The sequence below is a fragment of the Maritalea sp. YIW29 genome, from assembly GCF_057219265.1.
In genome coordinates, this window is the sequence record NZ_JBXVVF010000002.1 from 366,292 (window position 1) to 386,356 (window position 20,065).

Annotated in this window: 18 protein-coding genes; 11 read left to right on the forward strand and 7 right to left on the reverse strand. The window is 50.4% G+C overall.

The annotated features are described in order from the left end of the window. Positions 1-3: 3 nt before the first annotated feature. The 5 genes from AC2D8L_RS10905 to AC2D8L_RS10925 all read right to left on the reverse strand — a co-directional run bounded on the left by AC2D8L_RS10905 (position 4) and on the right by AC2D8L_RS10925 (position 6,577). Positions 4-855 carry a hydroxymethylglutaryl-CoA lyase gene (locus tag AC2D8L_RS10905; RefSeq protein ID WP_484685510.1) on the reverse strand — a complete coding sequence of 284 codons (852 nt, stop codon included), beginning with the start codon at positions 853-855 and terminating at the stop codon, positions 4-6. Continuing rightward, the gene (locus tag AC2D8L_RS10910; protein ID WP_484685511.1) at positions 848-2,830 is read right to left on the reverse strand and encodes an acetyl/propionyl/methylcrotonyl-CoA carboxylase subunit alpha; all 1,983 of its coding nucleotides are present in this window, start codon (positions 2,828-2,830) and stop codon (positions 848-850) included. The genes AC2D8L_RS10905 and AC2D8L_RS10910 overlap by 8 nt, the downstream gene beginning before the upstream one ends. Positions 2,831-3,173: 343 nt before the next feature. Further along, positions 3,174-4,781 (reverse strand): carboxyl transferase domain-containing protein, encoded by a 1,608-nt coding sequence (locus AC2D8L_RS10915; RefSeq protein ID WP_484685512.1) that lies wholly within the window; start codon positions 4,779-4,781, stop codon positions 3,174-3,176. 21 nt (positions 4,782-4,802) lie between these two features. After that, positions 4,803-5,951: an isovaleryl-CoA dehydrogenase gene (locus AC2D8L_RS10920; protein WP_484686392.1), complete on the reverse strand. Its 1,149-nt coding sequence runs from the start codon at positions 5,949-5,951 to the stop codon at positions 4,803-4,805. 17 nt (positions 5,952-5,968) lie between these two features. Beyond that, positions 5,969-6,577, reverse strand: a complete 609-nt coding sequence (locus AC2D8L_RS10925; RefSeq protein WP_484685513.1) for a TetR/AcrR family transcriptional regulator — start codon at positions 6,575-6,577, stop codon at positions 5,969-5,971. Positions 6,578-6,828: 251 nt separating this feature from the next. Here AC2D8L_RS10925 and AC2D8L_RS10930 point away from each other — a divergent pair, with 251 nt between their 5' ends. Continuing rightward, positions 6,829-7,524: a methyl-accepting chemotaxis protein gene (locus AC2D8L_RS10930; RefSeq protein ID WP_484685514.1), complete on the forward strand. Its 696-nt coding sequence runs from the start codon at positions 6,829-6,831 to the stop codon at positions 7,522-7,524. Positions 7,525-7,591: 67 nt separating this feature from the next. Here AC2D8L_RS10930 and AC2D8L_RS10935 read toward each other — a convergent pair whose 3' ends face one another. Then, a complete protein-coding gene (locus AC2D8L_RS10935) occupies positions 7,592-9,433 on the reverse strand; it encodes a hypothetical protein (RefSeq protein ID WP_484685515.1) in 1,842 nt (613 codons plus the stop codon). A gap of 350 nt (positions 9,434-9,783) precedes the next feature. Between AC2D8L_RS10935 and AC2D8L_RS10940 the strand changes: the two genes are divergently transcribed. The 3 genes from AC2D8L_RS10940 to AC2D8L_RS10950 are packed head-to-tail and all read left to right on the forward strand — an operon-like array spanning position 9,784 to position 11,086. Further along, positions 9,784-10,170 (forward strand): ArsR/SmtB family transcription factor, encoded by a 387-nt coding sequence (locus AC2D8L_RS10940; RefSeq protein ID WP_484685516.1) that lies wholly within the window; start codon positions 9,784-9,786, stop codon positions 10,168-10,170. Further along, a complete protein-coding gene (locus AC2D8L_RS10945) occupies positions 10,160-10,615 on the forward strand; it encodes an SRPBCC domain-containing protein (protein WP_484685517.1) in 456 nt (151 codons plus the stop codon). Before AC2D8L_RS10940 ends, AC2D8L_RS10945 begins: the two co-directional genes overlap by 11 nt. Before the next feature lie 57 nt (positions 10,616-10,672). Further along, entirely contained in the window at positions 10,673-11,086 is a 414-nt protein-coding gene (locus AC2D8L_RS10950) for a DUF1761 domain-containing protein (protein WP_484685518.1), read from the forward strand. Positions 11,087-11,150: 64 nt separating this feature from the next. Here AC2D8L_RS10950 and AC2D8L_RS10955 read toward each other — a convergent pair whose 3' ends face one another. Next, positions 11,151-11,612, reverse strand: coding sequence for an Lrp/AsnC family transcriptional regulator (locus AC2D8L_RS10955; RefSeq protein ID WP_484685519.1), 462 nt, complete (start codon positions 11,610-11,612; stop codon positions 11,151-11,153). A 130-nt stretch (positions 11,613-11,742) separates the two neighbouring features. On the opposite strand from AC2D8L_RS10955, the gene AC2D8L_RS10960 reads away from it, so the two are divergent. From AC2D8L_RS10960 to AC2D8L_RS10990, 7 genes are all read left to right on the forward strand, one after another. Further along, positions 11,743-13,011, forward strand: a complete 1,269-nt coding sequence (locus AC2D8L_RS10960) for a thiamine pyrophosphate-dependent enzyme (RefSeq protein WP_484685520.1) — start codon at positions 11,743-11,745, stop codon at positions 13,009-13,011. A gap of 3 nt (positions 13,012-13,014) precedes the next feature. Continuing rightward, entirely contained in the window at positions 13,015-14,046 is a 1,032-nt protein-coding gene (locus tag AC2D8L_RS10965) for an alpha-ketoacid dehydrogenase subunit beta (RefSeq protein ID WP_484685521.1), read from the forward strand. Beyond that, positions 14,046-15,293: a dihydrolipoamide acetyltransferase family protein gene (locus AC2D8L_RS10970; protein ID WP_484685522.1), complete on the forward strand. Its 1,248-nt coding sequence runs from the start codon at positions 14,046-14,048 to the stop codon at positions 15,291-15,293. The genes AC2D8L_RS10965 and AC2D8L_RS10970 overlap by 1 nt, the downstream gene beginning before the upstream one ends. A 102-nt stretch (positions 15,294-15,395) precedes the next feature. Further along, on the forward strand, positions 15,396-16,292 hold the full coding sequence (locus AC2D8L_RS10975; protein ID WP_484685523.1) for a methyl-accepting chemotaxis protein: 897 nt from the start codon (positions 15,396-15,398) through the stop codon (positions 16,290-16,292). Positions 16,293-16,456: 164 nt separating this feature from the next. Next, positions 16,457-17,980 carry an ABC transporter ATP-binding protein gene (locus tag AC2D8L_RS10980; RefSeq protein WP_484685524.1) on the forward strand — a complete coding sequence of 508 codons (1,524 nt, stop codon included), beginning with the start codon at positions 16,457-16,459 and terminating at the stop codon, positions 17,978-17,980. Positions 17,981-18,021: 41 nt separating this feature from the next. Then, positions 18,022-19,113 carry an ABC transporter permease gene (locus AC2D8L_RS10985; protein ID WP_484685525.1) on the forward strand — a complete coding sequence of 364 codons (1,092 nt, stop codon included), beginning with the start codon at positions 18,022-18,024 and terminating at the stop codon, positions 19,111-19,113. Continuing rightward, positions 19,113-20,033 carry an ABC transporter permease gene (locus AC2D8L_RS10990; RefSeq protein ID WP_484685526.1) on the forward strand — a complete coding sequence of 307 codons (921 nt, stop codon included), beginning with the start codon at positions 19,113-19,115 and terminating at the stop codon, positions 20,031-20,033. Before AC2D8L_RS10985 ends, AC2D8L_RS10990 begins: the two co-directional genes overlap by 1 nt. Positions 20,034-20,065 lie beyond the last annotated feature (32 nt).

A 20,065-nucleotide genomic window follows, 5' to 3' on the forward strand; every position in this document is an offset into this window, starting at 1 on the left:
CTTCTATCCCTTCAAACTCAGCGCAAAGGCGCTGGCAGTTGCCAGCATATTTTGGTCGATACCTGCTTCAAATCCCAAATCATGCAATTTAGCCACGACACTTTCAGTTGCGACATTGCCTTTTGCGCCGGGTGCGTAGGGGCAGCCGCCCAACCCACCGACTGACGCATCAAAGGTGCGCAATCCGTGGTCTAGACAGACACCAATATTATCCAGCGCACGGCCTTTTGTGTCGTGAAAATGCCCAGCCAATTTCCCCGATGGCACCGCACTTAACACGGCTTCGAGCATAGCCAATGTCGTTTCTGGCGTCGCGGCGCCAATAGTGTCGCCTAGGCTGATTTCATAACATCCCAAATCAGATAATTGTGCAGCCACTTTCGCCACAGATGCTGGTGCCATCGGGCCATCATAGGGGCAATCTGTGATACAGGACACATATCCGCGCACCGGGACGCCATCCGATTTGGCTACTTCCAGCAAAGGTTTAAACCGCTCGATGCTCTCTTTAATCGAACAGTTTATGTTCTTCTGGCTGAAGCCTTCTGACGCGGAAGCAAAGATCGCGACTTCGTCGGCGCTTGCAGCGCGCGCACCTTCATAGCCGCGCAAGTTAGGTGTTAGCGCTGCATAGGCAATACCATCGCGCCGATCTATACCGCCAAGAACTTCTCGCGCATCGGCCATTTGTGGCACCCATTTTGGTGACACAAAACTGGTCGCTTCAATTTTTGCAAATCCACAATCTGAGAGCAGATTGATCAGTTTAATTTTGTCTGCCGTAGCAATTTGTTGCTTTTCATTTTGCAACCCGTCCCGAGGCCCAACTTCGAAAATTGTGACGTGATCAGTCATCTAGCGGCTCCAATTGAATCAGCAAACCGCCATCTTCTACTTGATCTCCAAGACTAACAAACACCGCTTCAATCACTCCATCACGCGGCGCCAGCAATGCGTGTTCCATTTTCATGGCTTCAACCGCAACAAGCTTATCGCCTTGGCTGACCTTGTCGCCAACCTTCGCACTAAGCGCCACAACAGCGCCGGGCATCGGTGAAAGAACAGCGTCGCTGGACTGCTCTGCATCACCAGCTAGAACCAATTTCACACGGTCGAAGGTGAAGGTTTCAACGCCAGTGAAAATCGCAATGAAGTCTTCATTCGCAGAGAAGCGCAGTTGATGTCGCTGGCCATCTATGAAAAGCGCAATTTCGCTTTCGCTAAACGTCAGCAACTCAGCTTCCAATTTCATATCATCGTCAGAAATGAAAAAGCTTCGACCAGCGCCGAGCTTCACTTCAAATTTTAACCGATTGCCATCGTGATCAAACTCGATATTGTCAGACTCTCCGGGCCACGCGCGCCAACCGGGCAAGTGATCCCAAGGATCGTCAGAAGTGTCAAAGCGAGCCAAATCCAACCCGATCAAAACAGCTGCCGCGATTGCCGAATTGGTTGGTTTTGGCACCCCAACAAGTTGGTCTAAATCTCGCTCGATGAGGCCAGTATCAACGTCTCCATTGGCAAATGTTTGATGGTCGCAAAGTGCTTTCAGGAACGCACGGTTCGTCACCGAGCCCGAGATTTCGGCTTTCCCCAATGCTGACGCAAGTGCATTCAATGCTTCATTTCGGGTCTCACCATGAACCGTAATCTTGGCGATCATCGGATCGTAAAACGGCGAAATGACATCGCCTTCAACCACCCCGGAATCAATACGGGCGCAATCTTGTGGCAATTTCAGATGCGCGAGGGTGCCAGTTGCGGGCAAAAATCCTTTTGGCACATCCTCTGCATATAACCGCGCTTCAAATGCCCAGCCATTGATCGCCAATTGGGTTTGGGTTTTCGGCAATGTTCCGCCACTCGCCACCCGCAATTGCCATGCCACCAGATCTTGCCCGGTAACCATTTCTGTGACCGGGTGCTCAACCTGCAGTCGCGTGTTCATTTCCATAAAGTAAAACCCGTTTGGGTTTAACCCATTCGCAGCATCAACAATGAATTCGATGGTGCCAGCACCCGAATAATTGATCGCTTTCGCAGCCTTTACCGCCGCTTCGCCCATGGACTTGCGCATCTCTTGAGTCATGCCGGGCGCGGGGGCTTCTTCGATCACCTTTTGATGGCGACGTTGCAAGGAGCAATCGCGCTCGAACAAATGCACCACATTACCGTGGTCATCACCGAACACCTGAATTTCGATGTGGCGCGGGGTAGTGATATATTTTTCGATCAATATCTGCCCGTCGCCAAAACTCGACAGTCCCTCGCGAGACGCACTTTCCAATGCTGACTTAAACTCGGCTGGATCATCTACGCGGCGCATGCCTTTGCCACCGCCGCCAGCCCGCGCTTTGATCAAGACGGGGTAGCCGATTTCAGCGGCCTGATTGGCCAGAAATTCTGCATCTTGATTGTCGCCGTGATAGCCCGGCACCACCGGTACATTGGCTTTTTCCATCAGCGCTTTGGCCGCATCTTTAAGTCCCATCGCTCGGATGGCGTCTGCAGATGGGCCGATAAAGCGAACGCCCACCTTGTCGAGTTCATCAACAAAGTCTGGATTTTCAGAAAGGAAGCCATAGCCCGGATGCACAGCTTCGGCACCAGACAATTTAATCGCCTCAAGGATTTTATCGACCCGCAAATAACTCTCAGCAACAGGTGCAGGGCCAAGCCGATACGCTTCGTCTGCCATCTTAACGTGCTGCGCATTCGCATCAGCGTCCGAGTATACAGCGACACATTTCACGCCCAAGGATTGCGCCGTGCGCATGATCCGGCAGGCGATTTCACCACGATTGGCAATGAGGATTTTCTTGAACATTATTCGACCCTACTCAATCCGGTTTCGCGTTGTAACGAGGTCATAGATTTTCCTCCTCCACCCATTGATCACGCAATCCTATTGCGTCTACATCGCTTTTGTTCCAGTCAACGCAGATTGATCCGTATGCGGGTACGGGGTGCCCTGTCAGACAACTCCGATGTGAAACTACATTGCCATCGGTTGAGTTGCGTCCGAGTTCGATGATTTTCCGGATTTCCCCAAAAAAACTCACATGCATACCGATCTTCGGCAGTCCTTCAATTTTGATTAGCGATAGAACTAGGCCCTTGCGCTCAAGGAGCATAAAGGCGTCTTGAATTTGCCCGCGAAATCGCATGATTTACATCCTGAAGATGCCGAATTGCGTGTCAGCAATTGAGGCGTTTAGGGTTGCGGATAATGACAGGCCAAGTTGATCCCGGGTGCGGGCTGGATGGATGATGCCATCGTCCCAAAGCCGCGCGGACGCATATAGCGGGTGCGATTGAGTTTCGAATTGATCGATGATTGGTTGTTTGAAGGCGGTCTCATCTTTTTGGGACCAGTTCTCGCCTTTGCGCTCGTAGCCATCGCGTTTAACTGTAGCGAGCACGCCAGCCGCTTGTTCGCCACCCATCACTGAAATGCGTGAATTTGGCCATGTCCACAAAAAACGCGGCGAGTATGCGCGGCCGCACATGCCATAATTTCCAGCGCCAAAGGAGCCGCCTACCAGCACGGTAATTTTTGGCACAGACGTTGTTGCGACGGCGGTGACCAGCTTAGCGCCATGTTTGGCGATGCCTTCATTTTCGTATTTTTTGCCCACCATGAAGCCGGTGATGTTTTGCAAAAACACCAATGGGATTTTGCGTTGCGAGCACAGTTCAACAAAGTGAGCGCCTTTTTGCGCACTTTCGGAAAATAGGACGCCATTGTTGGCGATAATGCCCACCGGCATGCCGTGAATGTGGGCGAACCCGCATACGAGCGTTACGCCGAACCGAGCCTTAAATTCTTCAAATCGCGACCCGTCGACCACCCGGGCGATCACTTCGCGGATGTCATATGGTGTTTTTAAATCGCCCGGCACAACGCCAATGATCTCATCTGGGTCATAAAGTGGTGCTTCTGATGGTTGCATGAGCAACTGGTTGGGTTTTTGACGGTTGAGGTGCGCGACGGCTTTGCGTGCTAGTTCCAGCGCATGTTGATCGTTTTCAGCCAAATGGTCTGCAACGCCTGATAGTCTTGTGTGAACATCGCCGCCACCCAAATCTTGCGCACTTACTACTTCGCCTGTAGCCGCTTTAACTAATGGCGGGCCGGCTAGAAAAATTGTGCCCTGCTCTTTGACGATGATCGTTTCGTCCGACATGGCGGGCACATAAGCGCCGCCTGCAGTGCATGATCCCATCACGACCGCGATCTGTGGAATGCCACGTGCCGACATATTGGCTTGATTGAAAAAGATCCGCCCAAAATGATCGCGATCAGCAAAGACCTCGTCTTGATTGGGCAAGTTCGCCCCGCCACTATCCACCAGATAGACGCAGGGCAAATTGTTCTCCAATGCAATCTCTTGCGCGCGAAGGTGTTTTTTCACCGTCATCGGATAGTAGGTGCCGCCCTTAACCGTGGCGTCATTGCACACCACCATCACTTCTTGGCCCTCAACCCGTCCGATTCCAGTGATCAAACCTGCGCCCGGTGCCGCCCCGTCATAAAGACCGTGCGCGGCGGTTGGGCCGACTTCCAAAAATGGTGAACCTGGGTCCAACAGTTTTGTTACCCGATCTCTAGGTAAGAGTTTGCCGCGCGAAAGATGTCGTTTTCGCGAGCGTTCGCCGCCACCCAGCCGCGCCATTTCTGTCGCAGCGGCAATATCAGCCATTTGGCTTTCCAACGCTTGTTTGTTGGCAACGAACTGATCTGATTTTGTCGATATTTGCGACTTGATGACAGGCATTGGATGCTCCTTGGCAATCAGCTATTTGGTTTCGCCGAACATTTCGCGACCGATCAACATGCGGCGGATTTCGCTGGTTCCAGCACCAATTTCGTATAGCTTCGCGTCCCGCAACAAACGACCGGTTGGATATTCGTTGATGTAGCCATTACCCCCCAGCAGCTGGATGCCGTCTAGCGCGCATTGAGTCGCTTTTTCGGCAGAATATAGAATGCAACCAGCAGCATCTTTTCGTGTTGTTTCACCACGGTCACATGCTTGCGCCACTGCGTAGACATAAGCACGCGAAGCGTTCATCGTTGTGTAAATGTCAGCGAGTTTACCCTGCACCAATTGGAATTCGCCAATGGCTTGTCCGAACTGTTTTCGCTCATGCACATAGGGCACGACAACATCCAATACGGCATGCATGATACCGACAGGGCCAGCGGCGAGCACAACACGCTCATAGTCCAAACCAGACATTAAAACCCGCACGCCCTTGCCGACTTCGCCGAGCACATTTTCTTCCGGGACGAAACAATTTTCAAACACCAACTCGCAGGTGTTGGAGCCCCGCATGCCCAGTTTGTCGAGTTTTTGCGCAGTTGAGAAACCATCATAGTCTTTTTGAACAATAAAGGCTGTCATGCCTTTTGATCCGGCATCCGGGTCCGTTTTTGCATAGACGACCAATGTGTCAGCGTCTGGCCCATTGGTGATCCACATCTTATTGCCGTTGAGCAGATACCCGCCCTGTGCAGCCTCTGCTTTGAGTTGCATTGAAACTACATCAGACCCAGCGCCAGGCTCAGACATGGCCAGCGCACCAACATGTTCGCCAGAGATAAGTTTGGGCAAATATTTTGCTTTTTGTTCATCGTTACCGTTGCGGAAAATTTGGTTCACGCACAGATTAGAGTGAGCGCCATATGAAAGACCGACTGAGGCTGATGCACGGCTAAGTTCTTCAACAATGATACATTGGGCGAGATAGCCCATATTTGCCCCGCCATATTGCTCTGAAACGGTCACCCCCAAAAGGCCAAGCTCGCCAAACTCGGACCAAAGTTCATTTGGAAATTGGTTGGTCTCGTCAATTTGAGCCGCCATCGGCGCAATGCGGTCCTGGGCAAACCGATGCACCATATCGCGCAACGCTTCTAAATCTTCGCCAAGGGTAAAATTCATTCCGGTGGTGAACATGGCTAAATTTCCTTCGATGGTTGTACGCCAACGCTTTGGCACACAAGCTGAATGTAAATGTCTTCGATCTTTGATTGGCTGAGCCGTCCTTTGGCACGGTACCAAGTGGTCACCCCGGTTAGTTGCGCCAAAATGGCCATGGCGGTGACGTGAACGTCGGCAATATTGAAACTCTTGTCCTTTTGCCCACGCTCAAGAATTGACTTTAGTTCTGCCTCATATTGGTGACGCAGGCGTTCAATTTTCTTGAAATTTTCCGGCTCAAGGTTGCGCAACTCCATATAGGAGATGAACACATGATCAGGTCGCGACACGTGATAGCGAATGTGGAACAAGACGAAAGCCTCAAGAGCTTTGCGGGGCGACAGCTTGTCCGCCTTTTCTTTACCCCAAGCCAATAGTAACTCATCCATGTGCTCGCTCATCAGGCGGGCGAGCAGGTCCTGTTTGTTGGGGCTGTAATTATAGAGCGCACCAGCTTGCACGCCGACTTCTTTGCCGATTTCACGCATGGAGACGGCGGCATAGCCTTTTTGGGCGAAGAGGCTCAGCGCTACATCGTCAATACGTGATGCCGTTTCTTGCCCGTTTGAACCCGCAGTTCGCGCCATATTAGATCAACACCCTTTTGTAACAAGATAGAATTAAATGAACGTTCGTTTATTTAACGCAAATGGTCAGCCTCGTCAAATTTCTCTCTCGCTGCATTCTGCCTGCACCATGCTTCAATTTCCCCTGGGTTCAGTAACGATAAACCCGTCACTGGAAAAACTCTGGTTAACGAAAAATAAAGACGAATTGGCCAACCTGAACCAAATGTGGATGTGCCGGCGCGTTAATCTCGGAAGAGTTTCAGCCAAAAATGGCAATCGCCAACATCCAACTCAAAGCTTCAACCCGCATGGGGGCACTGCGATATATGACACTGGATGATGTCGATCATATAGCATTCACCGCGGTAGGGCCCTGTCGAATAGCGGCCCTGTCTTTCGCTGCATTGGCGCGCTGTCCTGACCAATCCGAAATCGACCACGAAATTGTTGAGACCTCAATCTCGCGCACCAACAGCGCCGTGCAAATGTTGGATATGGAAATATTGGAAATGCTGGAAAAATGTTCTTTCCCGCTACCTGAGCAGCTTGAAACGCTACGAAAAGATGCACTTGATGTGCTTTTGCCCATCAGTCAAGAAATTCAACAAAATGCCGACGCAACGTTGAAACATTTCAAGGCCAAACCAGACTTAATTGATCACTGCCTCTATAATGTTGGCGGGCCCGTAACAAAATTTTTAGACAGATTGGGCGAGGTTCTAAAGCAAGAACAAACAGCTCGGATCCAGGAACATCAATCCAAGATATTGGATGTGGTAGGCAAGGTAGACACGGTTGGGCGTCACATTCAATTGGTGTCAATAAACGCTTCAATTGAAGCTGCGCGGGCAGGCGAAAAAGGTCGCGAATTCGCCGCCATTGCCGTTGAAATCCAAGAACTGTCAAAGAAGACACAGGATTTCTTGCAAGAAGTCGGACAGCTAATGGGCCAAGACCGACACTAATTTGAAAAATTTTAGGTGAGAAAAGTCGCCAACCACCCCCAAATAGGGGGTGGTTGACCTTTTTGAGTTACTGAGCGCTTGCTTCAATATCTACCAACTCAAGAACTTGAGTTGGGTCAGCTTGCAATGCCATTGCTTGGGGCATGCCAACACCACTTGCAGATTTCGAAGTGACTTTGATGCTCACCTCTTTAGCATCACCAGAAAGGAAGCCAGAGACTGCCTCGCCAAGATCAACTGCTTGATCAACACCGCCAAGCAAGCCAACGATCATGCCTTTTGCAAGCGCAGAGACTTGAGTTTGGAATGCATCAACAGGCGCGCCCTGCTCCGCAGCAGCTTGTGCAAGAGCAATATCAAGGAACCCTTGGTTGTCCATATTGATGTCCAACTCGGTAATGCCAAGACCCATTGCTGCAATCATTGCCATTTGAGGATCAGTTGCGAACAACTCTTTGCTTGCGCCGACCAATTCGCCAGACACATCAATTGTACCCAGTTGCTCACCAGTGATCATAAGCCTTGCTAGGTCGATAACCTCAGTTGCCTCATCCCAGCTTAGCGTGAAATCGTAACCTAAGTTAAGACGTTCAATGCCCAAAGCGCGAAGTTGCTGAACACCTGGCTCGCTTGAGTTTTCCGGCAGATCGGCTTGCACACCTGATGCAGAAAGCGAAATATCCGCAGGAATACCATTCACATAATTGCCTAGGCTTACGTCAAAGTCCGCCATTTCGACAACCATTTGCTCGCCTGAATCTTTGTCTGGGACGCCTGCGAAGAAGCCTGAGATAGAGAAACCTTCAAATGCAGGGATGAATGAACGGAAGTTTTCCGCAAACCATTCTTCGTCAATTGCAGTGATGTCTTCAATGGCTTCGTATGCCGCAACGGTTGGTGCGAAATCAATCTGCTTGATGGTGAAGTTGCCAAGCTTGAAATCAACGTTTTCTTCGCCTGAAACTTTCACTTCAAGATCGCTAATTGAGATCTCAGGATAAATGCCATCACCCATGGCGCCCATCACAGTTTCACCCAATTTGATGTCGACTGCCGTGCCATCTTTTTCGCCAGCACATGTCAAACCATCAAAAGTTATTGGTGAAGATTCGAATGCATAAAGCATGTCTGCATAGAAATCTAAGAGTTTCACAACTTGGCTAGGTGATGGCTCGCCATTGCTGGTTTCCATTTCCGTTGCCAATGCCATAAGTTCTGGATAGGACACTTTCATGGCCCGCGCACGGTATTCACCAGACTGGTATTTGCCGATGTCGCAATGGAGTGGCCCCGCATCCAATGTGCCGCCAGCAACAATATAGTCTTGGTATACAGTGACCATTTCATTGCTGCTTGGGGTAATTAGACCATAAGCATTAAGCAGGGCGCCAAGATTGAATTGCGTGATCGTTGACTGGCCAAAACTAAATTTGACCTCTTCGCCCATACCATTTTCCATGCCAGCTTTTGTTGGTTCAATCGTACCCAAAACTGTTTCCATGGAAGCTGTTTGTGCCACACCGTCTTTGATGTTTGTTAGTGCGATATTCTTAAAGGTGAAAACGCTGTTTGTCGCTTCGCCATCAACTTCAACTTCATAAGTCAGTTTGATTTCTGGAATGAAGATGCTCTTTGCGGTCAAACCCGCCAAAGCTTGTGCATTTTCAACCAATTCACCTGAAATCACATTGCGAATTGTAAGCGCGTCAACGTTTGACTCAACAGCGTCAATTGCGCCAACTTCAAGGTTGAACTTTATTGCCGAAGAGGAAACTGTTTCCATTTCCGTCGTTGTCGACGTGGCACTATCTTGCGCCAAAGTAACATTTGCCCCCAGAGCTAGGGTTGCAACCCCGGCCAGCAGGATGGTTTTGAGCCCACGGGCCCCGCGAGTTTTAGTATTTTGCATGATTTACGGCTTCCCAAATTCAAATTGCGCTGGCGATGTTAAAAGACCAAACGACTTGACCGTGTTTAGATCAGCGCTTCCTAACAATCAATTGTGACAAATAGTTGGCGGATCTGATCGCTTGAACAGTTGCAAAGATTATGTGGCATTGTGGGGGTAAGAGTCAATTTTCTCTCACGGTCCGCTACGCATAATTCTGATACTGTATTGGTGTGTTATATATGCACTACACCTATCAATTCAAGCAAAATCTACAATTTTCTGAAAATCATGTTCCTACCTCGCCCGCAAGACGCTTGACATGTTCAGGTAAGTTGGTAACTTCAAAGTAACGGTAACTTTGAAATTACGTGACATCATCCACCAAATCGGACCATTTGCTCACCATGCCAAATGCCATACCTCAGCACAAAACAGCTCAAACACTTGCATTGGACGCCATTGGAAACCCCGTACGGCGGGAGATTATTGAGATGCTGCTGGCCCAACCACACACGGCGGGCGACCTTGCAAAACAACTCCCAATCAGCCGCCCGGCAGTGTCAAAACATTTGAGGTTACTCAAGGATGCGGGCCTAGTGATTTATGAAACCAAGGGCGCGCAGAACATCTATCAACTTGACGCAACGGGTTTTGAGCATGCCCATCTTTGGCTAGATCGCTTTTGGACAGAAGCCCTTGGTCGGTTTCGAATGGTCGCAGAAAATCTTCATAAAACGGACAATCATGAGCAATAAAAATTTTGAAAAAACAGTTCACATTAACTGTCCGGTTGAACATGCATTTGATGTATTTACCACTTTTGTCGATATGTGGTGGCCACCAAGTCACAAGCGATTTCCAAATTCAAAACTGCAACTCGAGGCCCATGTGGGCGGACGGTTTTTTGAACGAAGTGAAACCGGCGACGAAGCGATTTTGGGTGAAGTTCTTGCCTACCAGCCACCCAATTGCATTCGCTACACTTGGAACCCGGGCAAAATTAGCGCGCCGACCATGGTTGAGGTGAATTTTGTCGCGAACGGCGAACAAACCGTAGTGAACGTTATTCACTCAGAAGCAGATAGTGCCTTGGGCGACAAGTGGCCTGAAAAGGTCGCGCTTTTTGAGCGCGGCTGGAATGCGGTGTTCACAGCTTTTGAGAATTATTTGAACGAAAACAGCGAGATAGATTCGCCATAAATCCGCGCCGCTAGCCTAGTTAGGCGCCAAATCAAACTTTTATCTAGAGGAATTCTAATGGACTTCAATCTAACAAATTTAAACTGGTTCGCAATTTTGGCATGTATTGTCGTTGGGCAGGCGTTTTTGACCGTGTGGTTTCTTGTGCTTTTTGGCGAGCCTTGGGCCCGCGCCTATGGCGTTGCTGACAAGCAGCAACATGCAAAAGAAATTCCAGGCTATACATATGGCATCGGACTGGTCTGCGTTATTGGCCTCACGTTAGGCCTTGCCACCTTGCAGCGTAGCCTTGGTATTAACTCACTTACAGGCGGCCTTCAATTTGGCATTTTCATCGCCGCATTTTTCTGTATTGCCACAGCCTTGCCGGGCTATGCCTTTTTGCGCCGCTGGTCGGCAGCAAGCATGGCTATTGGCAGTCAAGCAACCCTCATCGTCATCCTTTCCGTGATTTTGGCGCTTTGGCAGTAGGCTGCAATCCAAACAATTTTTTCATGTCAGCTGTCACCGAATAGCTGGCATGGCCCATAGCGTATCAGGAGACGACAGGTAGCCGGTTGCGTTTAACGATCCGGCGAAGGGCAAAGCGAGACCTGATCATCCGAATGCCGGGCACCCTCGTCAGTTTGTCCTGCAAAAACTGCTCATATGATGCGAGATCTGCGGCGACCACCCGCATCAAAAAATCTTGCGAACCGGTCATGATGAAACATTCCATCACTTCTTCAAACGAAACCACTTCGCTCTCAAATTTCGCCAGCGCGTCAGCCCCCTGATTTTCAAGCTCCACCGACACAAAAATCGAAATTGGAAGTCCCAACCGGTCTTGATTGACGGTCGCCGTATAGCCGGTGATGACGCCTTCTTCTTCAAGTTTGACGACCCGGCGCGCGCACGGTGTTGGGGAAAGACCAACCTTTTGTGCCAAATCAATCGTGCGAATCCGCCCCTCCTGCTGAAGAATAGAGATTATCTTTCTATCAAGCTCATCCAGCATAGATTTATTCCTGTTTTATGGGCCAATATTAGTGATTATACCCAAAAATGGCCATTTGTCTGCTGAACTTTAGTGGAAAAACGCTTTCGCACTGCGCGATAATGCATTTGTGGCAGTCTTGGAGGGAATAATGGCGGATCACGACGATAAGGGGGCTAAAGGCCCACTCAGCATTCACATACCCGAACCTCCGGGGCGTCCGGGTGACAAACCTGACTTCTCTCATATTCACATTCCACGCGCCGGGGAAACGCGATGCCCCAACATTGACACAGATGCTGAAGATATGCGCGACATGGCTTACTCCATTGTCCGCGTGCTGGACCGGAATGGTGCCGCCGTTGGACCTTGGGCAGACTATCTGGGCGATGATCTAACTGATGAAAACCTTATGCGTGGCTTAAAAGACATGATGATCACCCGCGCATTTGACCAACGAATGCAAACTGCGCAACGGCAGGGCAAGACGTCTTTTTACGTGCAATGTACCGGCGAAGAAGCCATCGCCACCGGGTTCCAACGTATGTTGAAACCCGGCGACATGAACTTCCCAACATACCGACAACAAGGCCTGCTGATTGCAGCTGAGGCACCCATGTTTGACATGATGTGCCAAATCTACTCGAACGAAAAAGATGGGTTGGATGGCCATCAATTGCCCGGTCTTTATTCGTTTAAGGAACATGGGTTTTTCACCATTTCGGGCAATTTGGGCACCCAATATATTCAAGCAGTGGGCTGGGCTATGGCGTCTGCTATTTCAGGCGACGACAAAATCGCTTCCGCTTGGATTGGCGACGGTTCAACCGCAGAAACAGACTTTCACTCGGGCATGTTGTTTGCCTCGGTTTACAAGCCACCGGTTGTACTAAACGTTGTAAACAACCAATGGGCGATCTCTTCCTCCAACTCGATTGCCGGCAGTCAAAACACCACCTTTGCCGCCCGCGCACTTGGTTATGGCTTCCCCTCCATTCGAGTTGATGGCAACGATTATTTGGCCGTGCTGGCCGCTTCAAAATGGGCCACTGAACGCGCCCGCAAAAATCTTGGACCGACCTTAATCGAATGGGTGACTTATCGAGTTGCCGCACACTCAACCTCAGATGACCCTAGCGCCTACAGACCGCAAACAGAGTCAGACGCTTGGCCATTGGGCGATCCGATTGAACGGCTAAAACTTCATCTGATTGAAAACTCAGATTGGACAGAAGAACGCTTTGTGCAAGCTCAGGCCGAGATTGAAAGCGAAATCATCAAGATCCAGAAGGAAGCCGAAAAATACGGCACGCTCCACAAGGGGCAAGGACCTGATCCTGAGAAAATGTTTGAGGGCGTTTATAAAACCATGCCCGAACATCTGGTGCGCCAGCGCATTGAATTTGAAAGGCAGGGCTAGATCATGGCACGCATGACAATGATTGAAGCCATCCGCGATGCGATGGATGTCAAAATGGACCAAGACCAAGATGTCGTGGTTTTCGGCGAAGATGTTGGATATTTCGGCGGCGTGTTCCGCTGCACCCAAGGATTGCAAGAAAAATACGGCAAAGAACGGTGCTTCGACGCCCCAATTAATGAAAGCGCCATTGTCGGCGCCGGCATTGGCATGGCGACCTATGGCAAACGCCCCTGCATTGAAATCCAATTCGCCGACTATGTTTTACCCGCTTATGATCAAATTGTGTCCGAAGCTGCCCGCATGCGACACCGCTCAAACGGCGAGTTTACCTGCCCGATGGTTATACGCATGCCAACTGGCGGCGGCATTTTTGGCGGGCAAACCCACTCGCAAAGCCCTGAGGCGATTTTCACCCATGTCAGTGGATTAAAAACCGTTATCCCTTCAAACCCATTTGATGCCAAAGGCATGTTGATCGCGGCGATTGAAGATGATGATCCTGTAATCTTTTTGGAACCGAAACGGCTTTATAATGGCCCGTTTGATGGCCACCACGAAGAAGCCGTCACCCCTTGGACCAAGCATGAAATGGGCGAAGTGCCTGAAGGGCACTACAGCGTGCCAATCGGCAAGGCAAATGTTGTAAAGTCTGGAACGGACGTCACCATTTTGACTTATGGCACCATGGTCTTTGTTGCGGAAGCGGCGGCCAAAGAACAAGATATCAATGCAGAAATCATCGATCTGCGCAGCCTTTTGCCGCTCGACCTTGAGACCATCAAAATGTCCGTCGAAAAAACCGGTCGCTGTGTTGTCGTACACGAAGCGACGCTGACCTCAGGCTTTGGCGCTGAACTTTGTGCCCTTGTGCAACAGCATTGTTTTTATTCGCTTGAAGCACCCGTTAAACGGGTTGCGGGGTGGGACACGCCCTATCCTCACGCCCAAGAGTGGGATTATTTCCCCGGACCCGATCGCGTCGGTAAGGCGCTTAAAGCAACACTAAATGCAGAAACTGGGGAGGCAAAATAATGGGCACACATGTTATTAAATTGCCTGACGTGGGCGAAGGTGTTGCAGAAGCTGAGTTGGTTGAATGGAATGTTGAAGTTGGCGATGTCATCGCCGAAGACGATGTGATCGGTGCGGTGATGACCGACAAGGCCACGGTCGAAATTCCCTCTCCCGTGCAAGGCACGATTTCATGGCTAGGGGCTCAAACCGGGGATACGGTTATGGTGGGTGCTGATCTCATCAAAATTACTGTTCTTGGTGACGACAACGGTGAAGCGACAGAACCTGAGGTTCAACCTGAAGCCAAAACAGAAGAAGATGAGATTGTCATCATCGACGACAAGGACGAAGCAGCGATTTCGCGTGCTAGCGAAATTTCTACTCCAACAGGAAAGTTTCTGGCTTCGCCTGCTGTGCGCAAACGCGGCACATTTTTGAACATTGATCTTTCAACGCTTAATGGCTCTGGCCCAAATGGGATCGTCACACACGAAGATCTTGATCGACATTTGCTGGGTCTGCAATCAACCAGCGCTTTGGCACCTGTGCCCTACAACAAGCCAACTGACGCCAAAACCAATGAAGTTAAGGTCATCGGCCTGAGGCGAAAAATCGCCGAACAGATGAGCATCGCCAAATCTCGCATTCCCCATATCACCTATGTGGAAGAGATTGATGTGACGGAGCTGGAATCCCTGCGCCAAAATCTGAATGGTTCGCGTGAAGAACATCAAGAAAAGCTCAGTCTGTTGCCGTTTCTCATGCGGGCCATGGTGTTGGCCATTGAAGACCAGCCCGGGTTAAACGCGCATTATGATGATGAAAATGGGATTATCCATCAGCATCATGGGGTCAATATTGGCATCGCGGCCCAAACGGACAATGGATTGATGGTGCCGGTGGTGAAAGACGCCCAGTCGCTGGGACTTTGGGCAAGTGCAAGCGAAGTTTCACGGCTCGCGCAGGCCGCGCGAGACAATAGCGCTAAGCGCGAGGAACTCACGGGATCAACGATCACCATCACTTCGCTTGGCAAAATGGGTGGCGTGGTGACAACGCCAGTGATTAATCATCCAGAAGTCGCGATCATCGGCGTCAACAAGATGGAAATCAAACCCCACTGGGATGGCGACAAATTTGTGCCACGCAACAAAATGAATCTGTCATCCAGTTTTGACCACCGTGTGGTGGATGGTTGGGACGCGGCGGTGTTCATCCAACGCATCAAATCGCTCTTAGAAAAGCCTTTGATGATCTTTTCTTGAGGTATTCAACGATCGTGATGGGAAAATCCGGTCCCATTTCAAAACGTAAACGATTTATTACCTATATTGGGACACTGTCCGACAAAGGTTGGAGAACCCAGTATGCAAAACCGTCTATCCCAAGATCAAGATGACCGCGCGAACGACAAATTCGGCGCGCTAAATATGCACGCATCTCGGCTGAACGCACAAGTTGGCGAGGTGAAGGCGAGCATCGGCGATCTGGGCGAAATTGGGAAAGCACAGACCAAGCACATGCGTGCAGCTGTTGAAGCGTCGCGCCATATTGACCAAACCAACCAGAAACTTACGTCTTGCATGGCTGAAACAAAACAGTCTGCGCAAGAAGCCCGCGATATCTTGTCTGATAGCGGCGAGAGAATTTCATCCTGCGTCGACTCTAGCGCCGAAAAGTTGGGCCAACTCAGCAAAAATGCCCTTGGGTTCAAAGATACGCTGAGTTCAATCGATGAAACCGTGAAAAAAGTGCAAGTGACGTCCGTTTCGATATCGCAAATTGCGCGGGAAACTCAATTGCTGTCGCTAAATGCTAGTGTTGAAGCCGCACGGGCCGGCGAAAAGGGCAAAGGTTTTGCCATTATCGCGACCGCGGTGAAAACACTTGCCGATGAAATCCAAGGCTTTGCAGCGCAAAACTCTGAAAATCTTGAAACGCTTGCGGAAATTCTAACCAATCTGGAAGCCAGTAGTGGCGAAAGTGGAGAGCTGGCAAAGCGCGTCATGGACGATCGCGAACAAACAACCAATACCAGCGCGCAATTGAACGCATTGGTCCGCACGGTCAGCAAATTGGTCAAAGATATTGAGACCATGGACGCTCCTGTTGCGCAAAACCAGCAGGCCGCGCAGTCCGTCAGCAGCGAATTATCAAACTTGAACTCTTCAATGAAGTCGAGCCAGGAGCAGCTAGAACTTGCCCACCACCGCTCGAACAACATCTTAGGTACGAGCAACGAATTGCTCAATATGTGTCGCTAACATGTGCGAAATTCGCCAAACTTCAAGTATACAGATCTCTTGAAAAGTTAAAATTTTTGACTTTTTGATAAAAAAGTCTTGCTTGAACGCTAAACTTCCCTTGCTACTTTAAATCATTGCCGACATACTTTACCTCATATTCGGGAGGAATGTGGAGTACTGCTTTGGCTGAGGGGGAGGTCCTTCTAAATCTAGAAGGCATTTCAAAATACTACGGATCATTTAAGGCTAATGACCAAATTTCACTGGCGATCGAAGCCGGTGAAATTCACGCCCTATTGGGGGAAAATGGCGCGGGGAAATCCACGCTGGTTAAGATGCTTTATGGCAGTCTACAGCCTGATGAAGGCCGTGTTGTTTGGCAAGGAAAAGCCGTGCATATTCCAAACCCAGCCGCTGCGCGGGATTTGGGCATTGGCATGGTGTTTCAGCATTTTTCTTTGTTCGATGCGCTAACCGTTGCGGAAAATGTGGCATTGGCATTGCCACCGGGCAAGTCCTTGCGCCAAGTCAGCAAAGAGCTCGAAGAAATATCAGCATCGTATGGCCTACCGCTTAAGGCCGATGCACGCATTCACGATCTGTCGGTTGGCGAGCGCCAGCGAGTTGAAATTGTGCGTTGCCTTTTGCAACAGCCCAAATTGATCATCATGGATGAGCCAACTTCCGTTCTGACACCGCAAGAAGCCGAAGACCTGTTCAAGGTGCTGCGTCGTTTATCGGATGAAGGCAAAGCGATCCTTTATATCTCACACAAATTGGCCGAAGTGCAGGCTCTTTGCCAGAACGCAACTATTTTGCGCCACGGCAAGGTCGTTGGTGAATGTGCGCCAGCGGATGAAACCCCGATCAGTCTTGCCAAAATGATGGTTGGTTCCGACATTCATGAAATCTCGCCACGCGACGTTGCCGTGGCGAACGGCGAGGTCATGCTTCAGGTGAAAAAGCTTAACCTTGCGGGTTTCACAGGATTTGAAACCGACCTCAAAGACATCAACCTCATGCTGCATGCCGGTGAAATATCCGGTATCGCGGGGATTGCGGGGAATGGGCAAAACGAACTTTTTGACGCCATATCCGGCGAACGACTGAGCTTACCCGAAAATGTCCTCATCAAAGGCGAAGAAGTCGGCGATATTGGCATTCAAAACCGCCGCAAAATGGGCGCCATGTATATATCCGAGGAACGGCTGGGCCATGCCGCTGTTCCAGAGTTTTCGTTGAGTGAAAATGTCATTCTAACCCGCCATGGGTTACAGAAAAATTTGAACAATGGGCCCTTCGTGTCCCGCGGCAAAGCACGCAAAGTCAAAGATGAAATTGTCGCGCATTTTGACGTGCGCAAAGGATCTGCAGACCCGGCAGCGCAGTCACTATCTGGTGGGAATTTGCAAAAATTCGTCTTGGGCCGCGAAGTGATGGGCATCGCCGAAATCATCGTGGTCAACCAGCCCACATGGGGTGTTGACGCTGGCTCGGCTGCGCATATTCGCCAGACCTTGGTCGACTTAGCCGCAAAGGGCGCGGCGGTTTTGGTGATCTCACAAGATTTGGACGAGCTTTTTGAAGTGTCCGACGCCATTGCAACGCTAAGCGAAGGCAAATTATCGCCGTTTGTGCCGACACGTTCGACAGACCGACACAAAATTGGACTACAAATGACAGGTGGAGAGCTGGAACCGGCCTAGCAAAAAGGCCAACGGCATTTCATTGAGGGGAAGGGAATAAGTTGAGGCTGGAACTTACAAAGCGAAGCGCACCATCGCGCTTGATGACTTATCTATCGCCGCTAATCGGGCTCGCGCTAGCGTTGGTTGCTGGGGCGATTATGTTTTCAATTCTTGGCAAGCCGCCTTTGCAAGCGCTTTACGCCTATTTCATTGAACCCATCAGCGAAATGTGGAGCGTGCATGAATTGTTGATCAAAGCCGCGCCGCTCATATTGATGGGGGCCGGGCTTTGCATTTGCTATCAGTCCAACAATTGGAACATTGGCGCTGAAGGGCAAATGATCATTGGCGGTATGGCCGGATCAATTCTGCCGGTGATGCTACCGCAATTTTCCGGCCCTTTTGTTCTGCCTTTAATGATCATCATGGGCGCTTTGGGGGGTATGGCATATGCAGGCATTCCTGCATTGCTCAAAACCAAATTTAAGACCAACGAAATTCTGACCAGCTTGATGTTGGTCTATATCGCGCAGCTGTTTCTTGATTGGATGGTACGCGGCCCATGGCGCAATCCTGAAGGTCTAAACTTTCCCGAAACCCGGCGATTTGATGCCTTTGCCCGTATCCCAGAAATGATCCCCGCGGATGGTCGCGCAAACTTTGGCTTTGTCATTGCCATCATCGTCGCGCTCATCATTTGGGTGATGATGGCGAAAACCATGAAGGGCTTTCAAGTCAAGGTTATTGGTGCAAGCCCACGGGCCGCGCGTTTTGCTGGGTTTGACGCCAACAAAATGGTGTTCTTTGCGTTTTTGGTTGCTGGGGCCACCGCAGGCCTTGCCGGGATCGTTGAAGTTGCCGGCGCAACGGGGCAATTGCGGCCCACCATATCGCCGGGCTATGGCTTTACAGCCATCATTGTTGCTTTTCTTGGTCGCTTGAACCCAATTGGTGCGATCATAGCGGGGTTGGTCCTTGCGCTCACATTTCTTGGCGGCGAAGCGGCGCAAATTTCCCTTGGGGTTTCGGATAAGGTGGCTCGGGTGTTTCAGGGGTTAATCCTGTTCTTCGTGCTCGCTTGTGACACGCTCATCCTTTACCGCATTCGACTGATCGGCGCGAAACCCACTCCAGCAAAAGGAGCCGCATGATGGATATTACAACTGCTATCATTTTCACGATCGCAACCGCGGCCACACCACTTTTGATTGCCGCTATTGGCGAGCTGGTTGTCGAGCGTTCCGGCGTTTTGAACCTTGGGGTTGAGGGCATGATGATCATGGGTGCGGTCGGCGGATTTGCTGCGGCAAACCTTACAGGCAATCCATGGTTGGGCATATTGGCGGCCATTGCCTTTGGCGCGATAACATCGTTGGCCTTTGCAGTGCTCACCTTGTCCCTAGCGGCCAATCAGGTCGCAACAGGCTTGGCGCTGACGATTTTGGGCCTTGGGCTTTCAGGGCTTTTGGGCGAACCGTTCGTTGGGCAAGCAGGCGTTAAACTGACAAACATCTCGATCCCAGGTCTGTCCGAACTGCCATTTGTTGGGCCATTATTGTTTGGGCAAGATCCAATTTTTTACATGTCCATAATTTTGGTTGTCGCGGTGAGTTGGTTTTTGTTTAACAGTCGCGCGGGGCTAACGTTGCGTTCAATTGGCGACAATCACATCTCCGCCCATGCCTTGGGCATTCCAGTATTGCGGTATCGTTATTTGGCAGTGATGTTTGGCGGCGCATGTGCGGGTCTGGCAGGCGGGCACTTATCTCTGGTTTATGTACCGCAATGGACGGAAAATATGAGTGCGGGGCGGGGCTGGATCGCGCTAGCCTTGGTGGTGTTTGCTTCTTGGCGACCAGCGCGAGTTTTGGCTGGGGCTTATTTGTTTGGCGCCGTTTCCATTGGCCAGCTCCATGCCCAAGCGCTGGGTGTTGCCGTTCCGCCGCAGCTTTTGACTGCGCTGCCTTATATCGCGACGATTGTGGTGCTTGTGCTGATTTCTCAGAATACGCGCCTCACACTAATCAATACGCCAGCCATGCTGGGTAGACCATTTGTACCAGACCGATAGAATCGTCTATTGGCTAAAGAAAATATCTAACA

What these genes read in the sequence shown, in the direction of transcription:
- AC2D8L_RS10965 (WP_484685521.1), top strand. Translation starts at nt 13,015, where the DNA reads ATGGCACGCATGACAATGATTGAAGCCATCCGCGATGCGATGGATGTC.
- AC2D8L_RS10920 (WP_484686392.1), bottom strand. Translation starts at nt 5,951, where the DNA reads ATGAATTTTACCCTTGGCGAAGATTTAGAAGCGTTGCGCGATATGGTG.
- AC2D8L_RS10925 (WP_484685513.1), bottom strand. Translation starts at nt 6,577, where the DNA reads ATGGCGCGAACTGCGGGTTCAAACGGGCAAGAAACGGCATCACGTATT.
- AC2D8L_RS10970 (WP_484685522.1), top strand. Translation starts at nt 14,046, where the DNA reads ATGGGCACACATGTTATTAAATTGCCTGACGTGGGCGAAGGTGTTGCA.
- AC2D8L_RS10990 (WP_484685526.1), top strand. Translation starts at nt 19,113, where the DNA reads ATGGATATTACAACTGCTATCATTTTCACGATCGCAACCGCGGCCACA.
- AC2D8L_RS10950 (WP_484685518.1), top strand. Translation starts at nt 10,673, where the DNA reads ATGGACTTCAATCTAACAAATTTAAACTGGTTCGCAATTTTGGCATGT.
- AC2D8L_RS10910 (WP_484685511.1), bottom strand. Translation starts at nt 2,830, where the DNA reads ATGTTCAAGAAAATCCTCATTGCCAATCGTGGTGAAATCGCCTGCCGG.
- AC2D8L_RS10945 (WP_484685517.1), top strand. Translation starts at nt 10,160, where the DNA reads ATGAGCAATAAAAATTTTGAAAAAACAGTTCACATTAACTGTCCGGTT.
- AC2D8L_RS10955 (WP_484685519.1), bottom strand. Translation starts at nt 11,612, where the DNA reads ATGCTGGATGAGCTTGATAGAAAGATAATCTCTATTCTTCAGCAGGAG.
- AC2D8L_RS10905 (WP_484685510.1), bottom strand. Translation starts at nt 855, where the DNA reads ATGACTGATCACGTCACAATTTTCGAAGTTGGGCCTCGGGACGGGTTG.
- AC2D8L_RS10930 (WP_484685514.1), top strand. Translation starts at nt 6,829, where the DNA reads ATGGCAATCGCCAACATCCAACTCAAAGCTTCAACCCGCATGGGGGCA.
- AC2D8L_RS10915 (WP_484685512.1), bottom strand. Translation starts at nt 4,781, where the DNA reads ATGCCTGTCATCAAGTCGCAAATATCGACAAAATCAGATCAGTTCGTT.
- AC2D8L_RS10960 (WP_484685520.1), top strand. Translation starts at nt 11,743, where the DNA reads ATGGCGGATCACGACGATAAGGGGGCTAAAGGCCCACTCAGCATTCAC.
- AC2D8L_RS10935 (WP_484685515.1), bottom strand. Translation starts at nt 9,433, where the DNA reads ATGCAAAATACTAAAACTCGCGGGGCCCGTGGGCTCAAAACCATCCTG.
- AC2D8L_RS10975 (WP_484685523.1), top strand. Translation starts at nt 15,396, where the DNA reads ATGCAAAACCGTCTATCCCAAGATCAAGATGACCGCGCGAACGACAAA.